Genomic DNA, 16,836 nt, shown 5'->3' with positions numbered 1-16,836 from the left:
TTGAGCGAAATCTAAATGGAGCATTTAGACTTCCTCCTCCTAAGTTGTGACAAAAAGGAGTAAAGTTGCCAGAGCTGAGTCATGAAGCTACAAGAGCTTTATACCTCTGGATAAATACAAAGTGAATTTCCCCGTAAGGATGTATCAATACCTAAACTTGATACCAGAAATAAGCAAAAACTGTACTAAAGGCAAAATTCAAAGGATTAGATTTATTTTATTCAGCCAATCATGTCCCTCTGGAAATTGAATGCATAGCCATTCTTTCAATAAAAGGAGTTGTTTTGTACTCATATGCGGAATTGCCTGCTCAGCATCCAATCGGTCTTTCTCCAAAATTTCACTTTCCGCCTTGTACAATAACTGAATCTCCGGAGCTAAATAGGGGATAGCAGTCGAAGTATAAAGGATCAGTTGTTCAAGAGTTCCCCGAATGGCAGGATTTCGTTTAAATATCCACTCTCCATCTTCCTGATCATTTAACATGAGTTGAAAACGCCAGGGAGAACCCGGCTTTTCCCGAACCCAGATATCCCTGATTTTTCCCTGAAGAAATTCTCCTTTCTCCCAGACTTTTAATCCAGGCAATGCCGCTCTCTGCATATCCCAATCCTGAAAATGCCTTTGAATCTCCAATTGATCTTCACGAAAAAGAAAAATATCGATATCCCCATGTTGTCGGAAACTTTTCCCTACAAAGAGTTCTATTGCATATCCTCCCGCAATGCACCAGGGACAATCAAAGCCCTCCATAAGTTCTAGCATTTTCTCTAGTCCATAGGCCTCCCAATGGTATGGCTCACTTTCCTGCATAAAAGGAATATTTTGCTTCTGAATATCGTTAATCTTTTAGTACATCCCTTAAATTTCATTTTGTGAAGAAGCTTTTCCCCCATACCTCCCCTCCAATCGCTTCCCCTATTCTCATATATATTTTCTGTATAAGTCTTTTTGCTAGCGAAATTCAGGCACAAGTTGAGCCTGCTGGTGAATGGGCATCTATCGAAGTAGAAGTTTCCTATTTTGGAGAAATGATGTGGCATCCCGGTGCTCAAATAGGAGTAAACTTCCCCTATACGGAACGCTCTGTGGCACGAGAGAAGGAAAGTAAAAAACGAGGAACCTATTTTGTAGAAAGAAAGCGGCAATTCATTTTTGGAGGAAATGTAGCGGCATATGTCCAGCCCAACAATCATTTCGGCCTTCTGACAAATGCTGAAATTGGCTACAGAAGTTTGAAGACCAAATCCTTCAAACCTGAAAAGATCAAGTTTTGGGAGCTAGATCTGGGTCTTGGGTTATATCATTATGAATTGGCGGGAAAGACTTTTGTTTCCACAGAATCCGGATTTGAGGAAATTAAAGGACATGGAACAGCATTTATGCCTTCTTTTTCCATTTCTTCAGGACGCAGCTTAAGGATATCCTCTCTGCGGCTTCTGTGGTTTAATAAAATCAGTGCTGCCTGGGAAATTCCCTTCAATATTGGCAGTCAATATCATTTCATCTTTCAAAGTGGATTTGCCATTCCCCTAAAAGAAAATAAGTCCAGAAAATGAATCGAATCTTGAGATATACCCTGATATTCCTGGCAATCAGTCTCAATGCCTGTGAAAGTGATATAGTTCTGGTCGGAGAAAGGGCAGATCAACTTTTTTGGTTAGAACATAAAGGAGCTCAAATGCCCGTATGGGTAGAGGGAAATCCTGTGAACAATACCATGATTATCGTTTTACATGGCGGTCCGGGAGGAAATTCCCTGGTTTACAATGATCTCTTGAAAGTAATGTCAGATGGATTGGAGGAAAATTATCTAGTGGCCTATTGGGATCAACGTTCTTCTGGTAATGCAAGAGGAAATTATGATAAAGAAGCGGTTTCTCTCAACCAGATGCGCGAGGACCTGGATTTGGTCGTCGATCTTATGAAAGATCAATATGGAGCAGGACTGAAGGTATTTCTATTTGGACACAGTTGGGGAGGATATTTGGGGAATTACTACCTCCTGAGCAAATTGAGTCAAAATAAAATCACGGGCTGGATCGATGTAGATGGGGCTCATAATATCCGTAAACTGACCCTGGATGGTCTCGAATTGATGGAAGAAATTTCAGAAAGACAGATACAGGCGAATAGTGAGTATAAAGAAGATTGGGAAGAAATTCTGGATTTTGTCCAAAACTTTGATACGACAAACCTGGACGAAACGGATCGTTTCCTGGAAGTCAATGCCAAGGCAGGAGCTGCAGAAGTGCTGGCTTTTCGTGATGATCTCATAGAAGCCACTATTCCTGATCTGGAAGGACTCTGGCAGCATATAGCTGGAGCTAATCATCCCCTTACGGGCCTTACCAATTCCTACCAAATCGCGCGTACTCAGATTTTGGACGAAGCGATAGCTCTTCCTCTGACAAATGAATTGGATAAGATAAAGATTCCGACTTTGCTACTTTGGGGGAAATATGACTTTGTGGTACCTCCCAGCCTTGGAGAAGAAATGCTGGATAAATTAGGGACACCAGATGACCGCAAATCGCTCATTATCTATGAAAATTCCGGACATTCGCCTATGGATGGAGATGCAGAAGCCTTTACTCAGGAAGTCATAGATTTTGTTGAGATTTATCGTCAACAGTAATCCTTAATGGATTTAGTTTTTCATCTCGACTCCTTTAGAAAAATTCCTTAGCTTTATTCCTCTAAGACAGATTCCCTCTCGGGAATACTTTCTCATTACCCTAAACGCTATAACTACTACATGAAACTTATCAGATTTGGCCAGAAAGGTGCCGAAAAACCTGCCGTATATATCGATGGAAAACGCTGGGACTGCTCTCCTCATTTTGAGGATTGGAACAGAGACTTTTTCCAACAAGGAGGAATGCAAGAGCTTGCAAGCCTACTTGCTTCCGGCAAAAAATTAACTGAGGTATCTGCCGAGGAAAGATGGGGAGCGCCTATCGCAAGACCGGGGATGATTATGTGTATCGGATTGAATTATTCTGATCATGCGAAGGAGTCAGGGATGGAAATACCGAAAGAGCCCATCATATTCATGAAAGCCAGTAATACCCTAGCAGGTCCTTTTGATGAAGTGATCATACCCAAAAACAGTGATAAAACAGATTGGGAGGTAGAATTGGGGGTAATTTTAGGAAAAGATATCTATCAGCTGGCCAATGAAGAAGAGGCAGAAGCTGCAATTGCCGGATATTGTGTAGTCAATGATATCTCAGAGCGTCATTTCCAGATAGAAAGGGGAGGGCAGTGGACCAAAGGAAAATCTTGTCCCGGCTTTAGTCCCTGCGGACCTTATATGCTTAGCAAAGATGAAACCTCAGATGTAAACTCCCTTCAAATGAGTCTGGATGTGAATGGCCAGCGTATGCAGAGCGGCAATACAAATAAAATGATTTTCAATCCTGCATATAGCCTCTGGTACCTATCTCAATTCATGCTACTGGAAGCCGGAGATCTGATCTCCACAGGAACACCTCCCGGAGTAGGTCTGGGTATGAATCCTCCGACTTACCTGAAAGGAGGAGATATCGTTGAATTGGAAATAGAGGGACTTGGAAAACAGAAGCAGACCTTTGTTAAGCAGCCGGGATGAGTGATTTATTTAAACTGACAAATAAAGTCGCCATTGTTACCGGCGGTGCCAAAGGTATCGGAGCTGCTATTTCACGGCTTTTTGCTCAACAAGAAGCGATTGTTCATTTTATTGATCTGGATGTAGAGGCAGGAGAAAAGTTGGAAGGAGAAATCAGGGAGACTGGTGGGAAGGCCTGGTTTCACAGACTGGACCTTACAGAACATCATAAGACAGGCGTCTTATTCGATGAAATATATCAGCGGTCGGGAAGTTTGGATATTCTGGTCAATAATGCGGCTATCGCACATATTGGAACGGCAGAAAGTACGGAGCCAGAGGATATGGATCGAATCTATCAGGTAAATGTAAAGAGTGTCTATAGCTGCCTTCATTTTGGTATTCCCCTCATGAAAGCTTCAGGAGGGGGAGCTATTCTCAACATGGCTTCTGTTGCATCCGTTTTAGGGCTCTCGGACAGGTTCGCTTATTCTATGAGCAAAGGCGCGGTTTACACCATGACTTTCTCCGTTGCCAAAGATTATCTTGAAGATAAGATTCGCTGCAATGCCATCGGTCCTGCCCGTGTACATACACCCTTTGTAGATGGCTATCTCAAGCAGAACTTTCCGGGACAGGAAGCAGAAATGTTTGAAAAGTTCTCCAAAACGCAGCCTATAGGCAGAATGGGGAAACCAGAAGAGATTGCAGCCCTTGCCACTTACCTTTGTTCTGATGCTGCAGCTTTTGTAACCGGAAGTTTTTATCCGATTGACGGAGGATTCTTGAATTTGAATTCTTAACAAACAAAGCCCCCTCCGACAAAGAGGGGGTACCAAGGAGCGCTTGCCTTATTTGGCAGAGCTTAAAATGGATCAGTTCCTAACGTTTTTGATCTTCCTCATCATCATCTCCCAACTGAACCTTACACAAAGCACATGCAAGACGTGTAACAATGGTTCCTCCGATATCACCCTGCTGAGTTGTTATCGAGCCCACAATACACATCCAACAAACTACAGGCAAAGAGCCGGAAGACATTTCATTGTCCAAGCCCAATAGGTATTGGGCAGATTGGCTTTGAATATCCGCTCCATCGCTTCCATTGATGAGGGCTGGTAATTGTTCTAGCTTATCTGCAGGAAGAAAGCGAATGGCTTGTTCTTTGGCATCTACTTTAAAAATAAGGTTTTCGACTTGAAGAATTCCATCTGAATTAAAGAGAAAGCCTCCCAGATAGTCATCTTTATCTTCATCAACATAAGTAGATGCATGCTGATCAGGTCGGTAATCTCCTTGTCTCTGAATCAGGGATTTGAATTGAGCTACATAATGCTGGTTAGCAGTATTTGAAGCTAAATTTTCAAACGCATCGAGGCTATGGAAATTGATTCGGCCGTTTTCCAGGCTTACTTCATGGGGAGAAATACTGAATCCCGACTGTAACTCAAAGGCATTTTCAAAAATAGGAGAGATGGCTTTGTTATCACGTTCCAGTTCAGATTGTGAACAGGAAGAGAACAAGATGATCGAAAGACTGAGAATTAAGAGGTGAATTGTGTTTTTCATAATTAGGCATTCTTCATAAAGGATAGATCCATTCCTGTAACGGACCTTTTATTGACTTAGACCCCATCCCAATGGGCTATGTCAACATCCATTTGAAAATATGCAGCTATGAAAAATTCAGATGCTTTATTTTAGAGGAAAATCTACTACCTCTTTGCGTGAATTCACCTTAAGCTTCCCATATACATTACGCACATGAGATTTAACGGTCGTTAATTCAATGTGTAACTTTTCGGAGATTTCTTTATTGGATTTCCCTTCTCTGATCAGTCCGAATACTTTTCGTTCCTGCAAACTCAATTCCTGAAGCAAATGCTGGCGGCCATCTTTACTGAAATTCTTCAGCCAGTGATAAAGCGGCCAGAATAATAATCCGATTAGCAGAAAACAGAAGGACATTAGCCATTGAGAGAATGCGGGATTCTGAGCGACCATTCGATATTGGATGGACGAACGAAAATCATCCAGATAAGCATTTTCAACTTCTCCCCATCTTTCGAAGAAAGTATGATAATAATCAGGATTCTCCAGATAGTGAGCTTCTGCATGGGTTTGAGAAAGGGCATATAAGGCCAGCAGGAGGTTTTGGGTGCTATCTGCCAAATGCCTGAGTTTTTCGTCTCGAGCTATTTTTAAATATTCCCTCCCTAAAGAAAAATCGTAGGAGGCATTGGCTTCGTATTCCGCGAGGATTTGGTCCACCTGAAGCAGACCGGAATTTACATAGCAGGAATTGAAGAGAAGTTTGCCCCATAAACTACTATCTGAAGGAGCTGAAAGCTCACAGGACAATTGCGGATTGCCAATCAGGAAAAAATGGTTATGATCATTCCCCCCTATAATGATGGTGGAAGGTGGGTCTCCCTTTTTGCTGATATGAACCCGGTACAGCTGGTCTCCTTTTGGTAAATAATCTCCCTGAAAGCGAAAATGCCCTTCAGCATCCAGAGGGGTCTGCATTGCAATCATATCCAGGGATACTGTATGCATATCTTCCAAACTGGGAATAAGCGATAAATAAACAACCTTCTCCCAGCTACTATCAGCACGCACAGTCCCTTCAATGAGGAACTGCGCTTGGGAAGAGTAAGAAAAAAACAGAAAGCTCAGAAGCAGTAGTCTGTATTTTAACATAAATCCTAGTTCCGGCTTTTTTGTCTTATGCGAATGAGAAGTTCACCTGTTACATCTGCAGGATCTATGACCACTTTCCAAGCTCCTGATTCAGGATTGGAGATGGTTTTATTCATATTTCCTTTAGAAATAGAATTCTTATTGCTGGACATGCTATAGGTGAAGGTGTTGTCACCATCACTACTTGTCTCAATACGACTTCCCGATTCCTGGGAATTGGTATTTGTATTCGTATTCGTATTCGTATTCACCGAAGTTGAAGTACTGGTAGAACTTTTGCTTTTGGAAGTAATGGAGCTTGCTCCTGTTTTCTCTTTGCTTTTAGACTTTTCCTTTACCTTGTTTTTGCCAGGCATACTTTGCAAACGGAAACCTCCTTCTTTTTTTCCGGAAGGACTTAAGAGGATGACTTTTAAATCTCCACCCATGGTAAAGCTATTGAGTGCGAATAAGAGTTCCTGGCTACCCTCCTGTACTTCCACGACAAATTCGATGGGATCAGAATCATTCTCAAAAGAGAATTCTCTCGTCAGTTCGCTATTTGATTGAGCCAGTAAAAAGCTGGTACAGAGGAGTAGGATGCAAGATGAAATTATTTTTTTCATGTCAGTAAATGTTGTGATTGAAATCTTGACTCAAGCTAGACCCATAACCCAAGCTTACCAAAATTTACGGGTTTGAAAAAGGTAGGAAAAAAGTAGGAAAGAGGGAGTAAAGCCCCTCTTCTTGCACTCATACTTCCATTTTAGGTCTTTTCCCCTTCTTTTTTACGTACAATTGCATCTGTCAACCAAAGGAGTTCTTCTACGAATTTATCGAAGCTCCCAAGCTGCTTTTCATCCAATAAATTCCCCTCATCATCAAAGAGATTTCCCACTCCTCCGATCATCAATTTGCGAGGCAAAGGAAATCCTCCAAGAGCCAATACATACTTTTGCAAATCGTGAGAAGCATTTACACCCGAGAACTTACCGGCAGAAACGGTCATGATGCCAATGGGTTTTTTTGCATACTCTTTCCGAAAATAGTCCAGGGTATTTTTCAGCGCTCCAGAGAAACTCCCATTATATTCAGGCGAGGCAAATACCAGAGCGTCAGCTTCCATAAGATGCTGACCAAATTCTTCGAGGCGATCGGGAGGATTGGGATTTCTCCCCAATCTTTCTTCCATAACAGGAAAATTGTATTCCTTCACATCCAGAATTTGCACCTGAGTAGGCTCATCGCGCTTCTTGATTTGCTGAGCAAGGAAAGAAACAGCTTTGGGAGTTTGCCTCCCCAATCTGGCGGAACCAGAAACAATGGCAATTTTAAACATAGAATAAATATCAGAGAATCTCCTTATGAGCCCTATAGGCTTCTTTATGTTTTGAAACCTATCGCAGGCGTTTGGCAATTATACTTCCTTTTTGACCATTGATAAATTCCAGCCGGATATTTTTACCGGCTTCTTTTTGAAATTGAATGCGGTAGGTAAGCTTATGACTATCTAAAAAAGTAGTTTCATCCAGAGCAAGCAGCAAAACGGGGTCATTATAGCTCAAATTACTCTCAGACTGAATGTAAAGCTCTGATTTTTTTAAAAAGATCTTGTATTGATGGGTTTGGGTAAAATAAATGCCTTCAAAGGCCTTCCAATCATCGGAGAGGGTAGAGTAGATGCTGTCCTTGCGAAAGTCGAGGTGTTTCAGATAATAGGATAGGAAGTTATGATTGGGGTGTGCTTCTATAGAGGCTTGAAATTGCGTTTCAGCGGCTTCATAATCTCCCTTTTCAAAAACATCCATTCCCCTCAGAATATCTTTATCAATCTCAAAGTTCATATATCCCGACAAGTCCCCTCTTTCATCAATCAACATACGGTCATAAGTCCCCATATTATTCTTGATGAAGAAATGCCGGGACTGTATGATTTGCCCTTCATTATTATTTACACTAAAAAATATTGACCTACTTAAGGGATACATTCCTTCCCTGTTTTCAGAACCCTCAAATTGATAGTAGAGTTGGCCGTTTTCCAGAAAAATCTCATGTGAGGAGCGCTTACTAATCCCTGCGGCCCAATAAGTTCCCGTCAGGGATTCATAATAGTCTTCCGAAAAAATATCTGCCGAATCCAGCATGAAACTTATGTGATTTTGAAGATTCAGCACTTCGATTTGATTCGGTTTGAGGACATTTAACTCTTCAAGAATTTCCTGTGCTTTCTCAAAATCTTTATTGGCTAAATGGGCTTTCCCCAACCAAAGTAAAGCTTCCGCGAACATGGAATTCCGATTCAATACCAACTCCAATTGCTGGATTGCGTCATCCACTCGATCAAGTCGAATCAGGCTTTGTGAAAGAAGATCGAGTAAGGCATTGGGTGCTCCTTTCAGGGCTCTGTATTCGCCAATTTCTTTGATCGCTTCTTCATATTTGCCTTGTCGGAAATACTCATTGATCAAATTGAGCAGGAGATTTGCATCCGTAGGCCTGGATTTATGCAGGAAATTGGCCAAAGTCAAAGACTCTTTTTGCTGTTCCTTTATGCGATAATTCAAGAGGCGAATCTGGATATTCTGATTGAGAGGAAGTTCCTCCCGGTATTTCATAGCAAGGGCTATATGCTTATCCGCAACTTGCCGATTGATTCTGTGCGTATTATGAAAATCACTCAGGACATAGTGTCCCCAGGCAAAGCTGGAGTCTATATTAACTGCGGATTCCAGCAAATCATGAATATCATTGAATGCTCCGGAATTTTCTCTTTTGTAAAGAAGTCCTTTACACAATTTCTCAAAAGCTTCTTCTGATGGGGTGAAATAGCTTCTTAGATTGAGGTCAACGATATTGGCATCACCCTTTTTTAGCTTAAAGGATTTCTTTAGCTCAAGAGACACGTCATCCAACAAGTCAAAGAGGACTTTCCCTTTATAGTTCTTCTCTTCCAATAAGGTTCCATCAGAGGTATTGTAGACCTCCGTTTTCAATTCATATCCTTTATCGGTTTTCCGGAAGGAGCCCTGGATCAGGTAATCACAATCGGCAGTTCTTGCTTCATTGAGACTTCTGTTCAAACTGGCATCAACAGCAACTTGCCCAAATTCATTGAAAATTCGGGAATCCTGACTCAGGTCCAGGCTAAGGGCATAGGGAATGCCCAAACTCAGCCAATCATCTGCATCCTGATTATCGGAATTTTTGAAAGGAGTAGTGTAAAGGCTTTTAATATCAGAAGAACTAACTTTGGGAAGCAGAAACTCTGCCCCTGTTTCGTCAAAAAGGCTAAAAGTTTCACCTTGGGCGCTTGAGGGACTGAATAGCAGCATCACAATAGGAACCAGGATGCTTAACAAGGCAATTCCTCCCACATATTTGACCCAGTTTGGCAGATTTTGAATAGAGGGTTTATCGCTCGCTTTCCGCTTGGTAAATTTTCCATCAAGCAATTTCCCTTCAGGCACCTTGAGGCCTTCTTCATCGACTGCCAGTACTTCTGTAGGCGTATTTACATTCTTGAAGCTGAAGAAACCCATGGACTTCAACTGTATCCCGGACTGATTGGTGATCTCATCAGCTACTTTCCTCGAAATCATAACAGAACCCGGAACAGAAAGGCTTTCAACCCGAGACGCCATATTTACTCCATTCCCGATGATATCATCTTCTCTTTCAATGATATCTCCCAAATGAATCCCGATTCTCAGGGGGACATTGGGCTCGGCATGCTGTAAGTCTTTTTGAATGGAAATTGCACACTTAACTGCTTCTACACAGCTATTGAAGATACTCAGACTACCATCTCCATAATACTGTACGATCTTTCCTTTGTGCTTTTTGTGATAGATGTCCATTACCTCCCTGTGCCTGTCTCTGAGGCGAATAGCTGCCGCTTCGTTATCCTGCATCAAAGCAGTATAACCCTGTATATCCGTAAACATGATGGCGGCTAACAGGCGCGTATTACGTTCAGTCATCTAGGAGGCCTTGGGCATTAATTTCTCAAATTACAACAAATCCGTAAAATCTTCTACGATTCTTTGAATGTAATTTCAATCTATTCTTAGGCAGTGCAAATTGCCCAATTTCTACTCAAAATAAAAAGACTTAGGAATGTCAGAATGGAGATAGAGTTTGGTTTCAGTATCATTTTCCTGAGCTATGCCCGGAGTACTCCTTCCATTTTCAATATAAGATTCCATCAAATCAGCCAGTTTCTTTGCGATTTTTGGATGCTGTCGGATTACATTATCTGTTTCCTCGATATCTCCTTCCAGATCGTACAATTGCAAAAGGGGTAAGTCCATTTCTTTTGCTTTTTTGGGAACAGGCTCACTCCAGCCTCCGGAACCCGGGCAAAAGATCATTTTCCACTTGCCCTGCCGAATAGAGAAAGAGCCATTGATGGAGTGATGGACCGTCGCTTCACGGATCGGCTCAGCCTGACTTTCCCCTAATAGTGCAGGAAGAATACTATAACTGTCCTCTGCCTCATTGGGTGCCATAGAATCGGAAGTGATAGCTGCCATGGTCGCCATAAAGTCTGTATGACAAATGACTTCCTGACTACGTGTTGAGGCCTTTATTTTTGCAGGCCATTTTGCGATAAAGGGAACCCGCATCCCTCCTTCAAATATATCTGCCTTGTGTCCCCGGAAAATATAGCTGGGATCATGACCAAAGCTTGCCAATTCTTCAAAATCAGCCATAGGAGAACAGCCATTATCACTAGTGAAAATTATCAGGGTATTTTCCTCCTGCCCGGCCTTTCGGACGGCTTCCACAATTTGCCCTACCACATCATCTACCATCATCACAAAATCGCCATATTCATTGGTTTTACTTTTTCCCTGAAATTCCTCAGTTGGAAGGATAGGAGTATGAGGAGCAGGTAGGGGAAAGTAGAGAAAAAAGGGATTATCTTTTTGAGATTGATCCGCTATATAACTCACTGCCTTTTCTGTGATTTTTGGCAAGACTTCTATATGCTTGAAATCTGAACCTATTGCCCCCTTCCTCCAAAAAGCCTTTCCATCCATTTTCTCTATCGTATCTATTTCCTGGGTGGTGGAACGGTCGTTTTCAATGTAGATGTAGGGAGGGATATCCAGAGAAGCCGTAATTCCAAAAAAGTAATCAAACCCATTTACGTTGGGGCCGTTTTTAACAGGCTTTCTGATATCTACGACTCCTGCAGAGTCCTTTTCCCATCCCAGGCCCAAATGCCATTTACCAATACAGGCAGTATGATAGCCTTTGCCTTTGAGTTTGGAAGCAACTGTGCTTCGCTCCGGGGCGATCAATGGCTCCGACCAACTCCAGGTAACCCCTTCTTTCATGCTTGTTCTCCATGAATATCTCCCGGTCAGAATTCCATAGCGAGTAGGGGTACAAACCGCTGATCCACTATGAGCATCTGTGAAATGCATCCCATTCTGGATCATAGCATCCAAATGTGGCGTATGAATGCGGGAGTCTTCATTTAAAGCAGAGACATCCCCATATCCCATATCATCGGCGAGGATGTAAATAACATTGGGTAGTTTTTCTTTTTTGGCTGGAGCTTCACAGCTTAACAGGCAAAACAGCAGGAGACTTGAACAGATAAAAGCAAGATTTTTCATGAGGAAAGAATAAGAGCATGTCTAGCTAAATTATAAATTCTCAGGAGAAATCACGCATCTGGAACTCTTGCTTTAATAAACTCTTCCCTAATCTGTTCAATCTGTCTGAGGAAATTCGCTGATTATTTCTCCCTGCTCGTCAAAAAACAGAATGCGGGCCACATCCAGAGAGTCTACAAACAGCTTTATCCGTTCCTGGCCCTCCTTGTCTTTCAAACTCAATTGAGGGATTTCATTTTTACTCCCTAAAAACAATCTTTCGGAACCCAGTTTTCCGGCCTTTCTCATCTCCCGAATCTCTGAAACGATCTCTTTTTTTCGCGCTTCCGAAAGATCCTCGTATCTGTATTCATGCATCAAATCCAGGTTTCGCTTAAAACTTCCATCCCCTTCTCTGTCATAAATGCTCAGGCCAGATTTCACCAGACCATGAATATTTTCTTTATGCTCCAGGTTAATGACCTGATTATCGCGATGCCTGTCAAAGGATAAATGTCCGGCTCCAAACTTTCTTCCATCTTCCAGCTCTTTGCTATTATAAATCAATCCTCCTATTTCATCTCCTTCTTCATTGAAAAATATTATTCCGGCGAAATGCTGTCTTTCTATCATCTCCACAGGATAGGCTTTCCCACCAACTCTGGGAGCAGCTATTCGCTGTTTATTTGAAATAGCCATGACTACCGTTCCATCCTCATTTACAATGTTTATTCTTTCTGCCTCTATGAGTGGATCATGCCCTTTATTGGAGAAAGTATAGAAAGTAAATCCTATAATAATAAGGCTTGAAAGGAGGTTGGTAGCGATCAGGAAATGGACAGTAGTTTTGGATATAGTCATAGGGTTTCGTCTTTCCTCGAAAGACGATTCAGCCTGAAAGATGTTACGGTTTGAGCTTGAGGAAGAGATTTGAAAAGAGGATAGTTATTTGAAGAAAAAGACCTGTTGGGATTGAGCGTCCAATTCTACGGATAGTTTCAGGCGACTTCTGCCATCCATTTCAAAGCCTCCCAACAGTTTTTCCTCCTCATATATTTTACAGAAATCTCGGAGGCCAGAATAGTAAAGAGGGACTTCTATCTTTTTGGAGATTCGTTTTTGGGTCGGATTAAATACTACCAGTGCAGCGGCTTCTTCAGCTCCCGGCTTTACCATCAACCAATAATCCAAATCCCTGCCATCCGCTCTGCGAAGGTGAATTAAATCTCCTTCCAGAATTTCTCGATGTTTCTTATACCAATTCACACTCTCCACCACCATATTTTTGGTCTCTTCTGTGTCAAATAGTCGAGGCCCTCGATAACAAGCCTGAACGCCTGCAGATAAATTGGAAAGTATGATGGTCTTATAGTGCTCGATATGTTCATTTAGCGGTTCTATGGTTGCAGCAGCTCCTCCTCCGTGATATTCTGTTAGTGGGACAAACATCCAACCCATGCTCACGCCTTTTGTCCAGGTTCCATCAAATATATTCTGTCGGGTATGAATCAATTGCTGGGCTCGAGGAAGGCTCCAATTTACTTCCCGATACCCCATAGCGCATTTATTGCCACCAGCGAGATAATAATAATCAGGGATATTGAGATAAATCCCATTTGCGCGACACCACTGGTAGAAATCAGCGATTACTTCATATTGTTTCCAGCGAGAATCTCCATAGCCCTGATGGCCGGGATGATCTTCCGACATACAATAATCTCCCGGATAACTCCCATCATGCTCCAGCAAGCTAAAGCCGCTTTTTGCGTAAAAGTTGTATAGTTTTTTGAAATAGCTTTCTCCCCATTCACTGCCGATACAGGGAGAATTCCCGAAAGTAGCTGTTTCTCCTTCCTTCATCACGACATCTATCTCTGGCGAAATTCTGCGTGAAGCAAGCAAAGAATATCCCCCAATCTCTACCCCTTTACTTTTTGCATAGTCAGCATAGGCTTTCATTTTCTCCACATATTCCTCACTGTCATCTTCTATATTAAATCCACTTCCAAAAGTCAGGATTACCATTTCAAAACCGGCTTCTGCAGCCTGATCTATCGCCAGCTTTACCCTTTCCCAATCTGCAAAACGAGCATGCATCATGAGGGGATTCTCGGTGGACCAGGGAGCCAGTGTCCGATACATCCTTCTTTGTGCCAAACCATTTCTTTCCCGATCATAGCTATCAAAAGGAAGGATAAAGGTGCGAAAAGAAGTAAAGGATTCTCCTGCCTGTATTTCCAAATCCGGCCCAATTTCCGGTTTCATCCGAAGCAGACAAGGAGTTCGTCTTAAGTAACTGACCTGCGAACTATAGTCCGGATCTTCTTCCCAATGTACCACATGATGGTTTGCATCTCGGGCCTCCATACTGGCAAAGGCATAATCGGTTTCTACATGAATATTGGGTGGGGGAATGTCATATTCGCGGGTTTCTACTGTTGAAGCATATTCTACAGCCGCCAGAATTTCGGAACTAAAAGAATCGAGGCGAATACTTTGTGAGGATTCATTTCTCAGTTGAATCCATTTGGCCATCAACGGAATCCCATCATATAATTCATAAAAAACCGAAAGACTCCACGCTTCTCCAGATGCATCGGGGAGTGAATAGTTCATTTGGACCTGAACACCTTTAGGGGGCCAGTTTAGCTTTGTATCATGATGCCGGACTCTTTTCCATTCGAAGGGAGCTTCTGCTTTTCTTTGGCTAAATCCTATAAATTCCAGGGCTTCTGGATTTGCCTCCAATTCAGGAAGCCAGGCTTCATCCAGGTAGGCGTAATTTTTCTGTCCTTTTAAGCCACCGACTTCATATTGTTTTCCATTTATGCTAATCTCCGCCTCTGCTTTTATCCCTCTGAGAAGATTCTGATCGCTTGATAGCAAATCCAGTGATACGGTTGCTAGATTTGGTCCCAGGTAAAAGCTACGGGAAAGTAAGCCATTGGAAATGATCAGACGATCTCCTTGTTCATTCCTGAAGAGGCCTGCCTCCAACTCTACTTTTTTTACCAACCAATCCTCATCCAGGCCTTCTTCATAAGCACCTGAAAGTATAGGTAAATCCCTGATGGCTTTATTTTGAGCAAAAACCTGAGCAAACGATAATAAAAAGATCAGGCAGAGCAAGTTTTTCATTTAGTATAGCTTAAAGGCCGAATAATGCGGGCAACCAAAGACTTAGGCCCGGAATAAAAGTTACTGCCAGCAAGGAAATAAGCATGGCGATAAACATCGGCATAATAGGTCGAATCACCCTTTGAATGGTGGTTTCGGCTACTCCTACACCCACGAATAAAACAGATCCGACCGGAGGGGTACAAAGACCTACACAGAGATTGAGGACCATAACAATCCCGAAATGCGTGGGGTCCATGCCCAATTCAGTTACTACGGGCAGAAATATCGGAGTAAAAATGAGTACAGCAGGCGTGATATCCATAAAGACCCCGACAAATAGCAGGATCATATTGATAATAATCAGGATGACTATTTTGTTGTCGCTTATGGAAAGCAAAAGCTCGGTGATATCCTGAGGGATATTTTCGTAAGCCATAATCCAGGACATACTGATAGAAGTCGCAATGAGCAACATCACAATCGCAGTGGTACCAGCAGAACTCAGGAATATGTCCGGTAAATCCTTGAGGGAGATTTCTCGATAATAAAAGGTAAGGGCAAGACAGTACAAGACGGCTACAGCCGAGGCTTCAGTTGCAGTAAATATACCTGCGATGATACCGCCTATAACGATGATCAATAGTAATAGACTCAATGAGGCATTCAGAAAGGTCGTAGCTACTTCTCTCAGTGAGCTTCTTTTTCCTGCCGGAAAGCCTTTTCGTTTGGCCATTACACCTGCTACCAGCATGATCATAAAGCCAGTCAAAATGCCGGGCAAATATCCAGCAACAAATAAAGCGGCAATACTTACTCCGCCACTGGCCAGGGAATAAACAATGAGGACATTGCTGGGAGGAATCACCAAACCGGTGGTCGCAGATGTGATATTTACGGCTGCTGCATAATCCCGGTCATAGCCTTCTTTTTCCATCGCTTTTCCCATGAAGCCTCCGATAGCTGATGCCGCTGCAACCGCAGAACCTGCAATAGCTCCAAATAACATGGCCGCCATAATATTTACATGTGCCAGGCCACCCGGTAGAGCTCCTACCAACGATTTGGCAAAATCGATAAGCCTTCGGGCTATTCCACCTCGATTCATAATCTGGCCAGCAAGGATAAATAAGGGAATCGCAAGCAGTGAAAAACTATCCAGGCCTCCTCCCATACGTTGGGCTACTGTGGTAAAGGCTGGCATAGCGGGAATACTTACCAACATAGTGAATACACTACTCAGGCCAATACTCCATGCAATAGGAACTCCCAGGGCCAGGAGAATCAGGAAAGTGAGAACAAGAATGAGGATTTCCATTTTCTTTGTGTTTAGGCTTGAGGCTGATTAAGACTGAGGATATCTGCGAATTTGAAATAAACAATCAAGAGACCGCTGAGGGGAATGACTGCATAAACAAAATACATGGGGATTCCCATGGCTGGAGAAGCTTGTCCCAGGGTATAGGATATATAGATGAGCCTTCCTCCGCCTAGTACCATTACCAAAACCGCAAAAAGAATAATCAGGCTACTCACCAGGATACTTAATCCCATTTGTCGATTCAAATTTAGTTTGGGTTTCAGCAGTTCAATGGCTGGATGCATCTTTTTGGTGCTGGCATAAGCCGCTCCCAAAATGCCTATCCATATCAGTAAAAACCTGGCCAGTTCTTCGGTCCAGCTTGCCTGATCGGAAAATACAAAGCGGGTAAATACTCCCCAGAGGACATCCAGGGTCATTAAGGCCATCAGGAAGATCAGCAGTACACTCAGGTACTTAGTAATAGTAGTTCTCATTTCAATTCAGATATATACTTAATCTAAAGAAAATTCAGGGGA

15 protein-coding genes are annotated in these 16,836 nt (G+C 42.5%); 4 read left to right on the top strand and 11 right to left on the bottom strand.

All coding sequences use genetic code 11. The features are described 5' to 3' along the window. Window positions 1-198: 198 nt before the first annotated feature. Window positions 199-813, bottom strand: coding sequence for a hypothetical protein (locus R8P61_35555; protein ID MDW3652448.1), 615 nt, complete (start codon window positions 811-813; stop codon window positions 199-201). Between the two features lie 62 nt (window positions 814-875). On the opposite strand from R8P61_35555, the gene R8P61_35550 reads away from it, so the two are divergent. The 4 genes from R8P61_35550 to R8P61_35535 all read left to right on the top strand — a co-directional run bounded on the left by R8P61_35550 (window position 876) and on the right by R8P61_35535 (window position 4,395). Continuing rightward, window positions 876-1,559, top strand: coding sequence for a hypothetical protein (locus tag R8P61_35550; GenBank protein MDW3652447.1), 684 nt, complete (start codon window positions 876-878; stop codon window positions 1,557-1,559). Beyond that, entirely contained in the window at window positions 1,556-2,638 is a 1,083-nt protein-coding gene (locus tag R8P61_35545; GenBank protein ID MDW3652446.1) for an alpha/beta hydrolase, read from the top strand. Before R8P61_35550 ends, R8P61_35545 begins: the two co-directional genes overlap by 4 nt. A gap of 120 nt (window positions 2,639-2,758) precedes the next feature. Continuing rightward, window positions 2,759-3,613 carry a fumarylacetoacetate hydrolase family protein gene (locus R8P61_35540; GenBank protein ID MDW3652445.1) on the top strand — a complete coding sequence of 285 codons (855 nt, stop codon included), beginning with the start codon at window positions 2,759-2,761 and terminating at the stop codon, window positions 3,611-3,613. Then, window positions 3,610-4,395: a glucose 1-dehydrogenase gene (locus R8P61_35535; GenBank protein MDW3652444.1), complete on the top strand. Its 786-nt coding sequence runs from the start codon at window positions 3,610-3,612 to the stop codon at window positions 4,393-4,395. Before R8P61_35540 ends, R8P61_35535 begins: the two co-directional genes overlap by 4 nt. Window positions 4,396-4,474: 79 nt before the next feature. On the opposite strand, the gene R8P61_35530 is transcribed toward R8P61_35535, so the two are convergent. The 10 genes from R8P61_35530 to R8P61_35485 all read right to left on the bottom strand — a co-directional run bounded on the left by R8P61_35530 (window position 4,475) and on the right by R8P61_35485 (window position 16,794). After that, window positions 4,475-5,161: a hypothetical protein gene (locus tag R8P61_35530; GenBank protein MDW3652443.1), complete on the bottom strand. Its 687-nt coding sequence runs from the start codon at window positions 5,159-5,161 to the stop codon at window positions 4,475-4,477. A gap of 126 nt (window positions 5,162-5,287) precedes the next feature. Continuing rightward, the gene (locus R8P61_35525; protein ID MDW3652442.1) at window positions 5,288-6,295 is read right to left on the bottom strand and encodes a helix-turn-helix transcriptional regulator; all 1,008 of its coding nucleotides are present in this window, start codon (window positions 6,293-6,295) and stop codon (window positions 5,288-5,290) included. A 5-nt stretch (window positions 6,296-6,300) separates the two neighbouring features. Beyond that, on the bottom strand, window positions 6,301-6,900 hold the full coding sequence (locus R8P61_35520) for a hypothetical protein (protein ID MDW3652441.1): 600 nt from the start codon (window positions 6,898-6,900) through the stop codon (window positions 6,301-6,303). A gap of 140 nt (window positions 6,901-7,040) precedes the next feature. Next, the gene (locus R8P61_35515) at window positions 7,041-7,613 is read right to left on the bottom strand and encodes an NAD(P)H-dependent oxidoreductase (protein ID MDW3652440.1); all 573 of its coding nucleotides are present in this window, start codon (window positions 7,611-7,613) and stop codon (window positions 7,041-7,043) included. A 58-nt stretch (window positions 7,614-7,671) separates the two neighbouring features. After that, the gene (locus tag R8P61_35510; GenBank protein MDW3652439.1) at window positions 7,672-10,254 is read right to left on the bottom strand and encodes an adenylate/guanylate cyclase domain-containing protein; all 2,583 of its coding nucleotides are present in this window, start codon (window positions 10,252-10,254) and stop codon (window positions 7,672-7,674) included. Between the two features lie 111 nt (window positions 10,255-10,365). Beyond that, the gene (locus R8P61_35505; GenBank protein MDW3652438.1) at window positions 10,366-11,901 is read right to left on the bottom strand and encodes an arylsulfatase; all 1,536 of its coding nucleotides are present in this window, start codon (window positions 11,899-11,901) and stop codon (window positions 10,366-10,368) included. A 96-nt stretch (window positions 11,902-11,997) separates the two neighbouring features. Beyond that, window positions 11,998-12,741, bottom strand: coding sequence for a hypothetical protein (locus R8P61_35500; protein ID MDW3652437.1), 744 nt, complete (start codon window positions 12,739-12,741; stop codon window positions 11,998-12,000). Window positions 12,742-12,825: 84 nt separating this feature from the next. Beyond that, window positions 12,826-15,018, bottom strand: coding sequence for an alpha-galactosidase (locus tag R8P61_35495; GenBank protein ID MDW3652436.1), 2,193 nt, complete (start codon window positions 15,016-15,018; stop codon window positions 12,826-12,828). Between the two features lie 10 nt (window positions 15,019-15,028). Next, complete coding sequence (locus R8P61_35490; protein MDW3652435.1) at window positions 15,029-16,315, bottom strand: TRAP transporter large permease subunit; 1,287 nt, start codon at window positions 16,313-16,315, stop codon at window positions 15,029-15,031. Window positions 16,316-16,326: 11 nt separating this feature from the next. Next, a complete protein-coding gene (locus R8P61_35485; protein ID MDW3652434.1) occupies window positions 16,327-16,794 on the bottom strand; it encodes a TRAP transporter small permease in 468 nt (155 codons plus the stop codon). Window positions 16,795-16,836 lie beyond the last annotated feature (42 nt).

The organism is Bacteroidia bacterium, assembly GCA_033391075.1.
GTDB lineage: Bacteria > Bacteroidota > Bacteroidia > J057 > J057 > JAWPMV01.
This window is presented reverse-complemented; position numbering and strand designations above follow the sequence as displayed.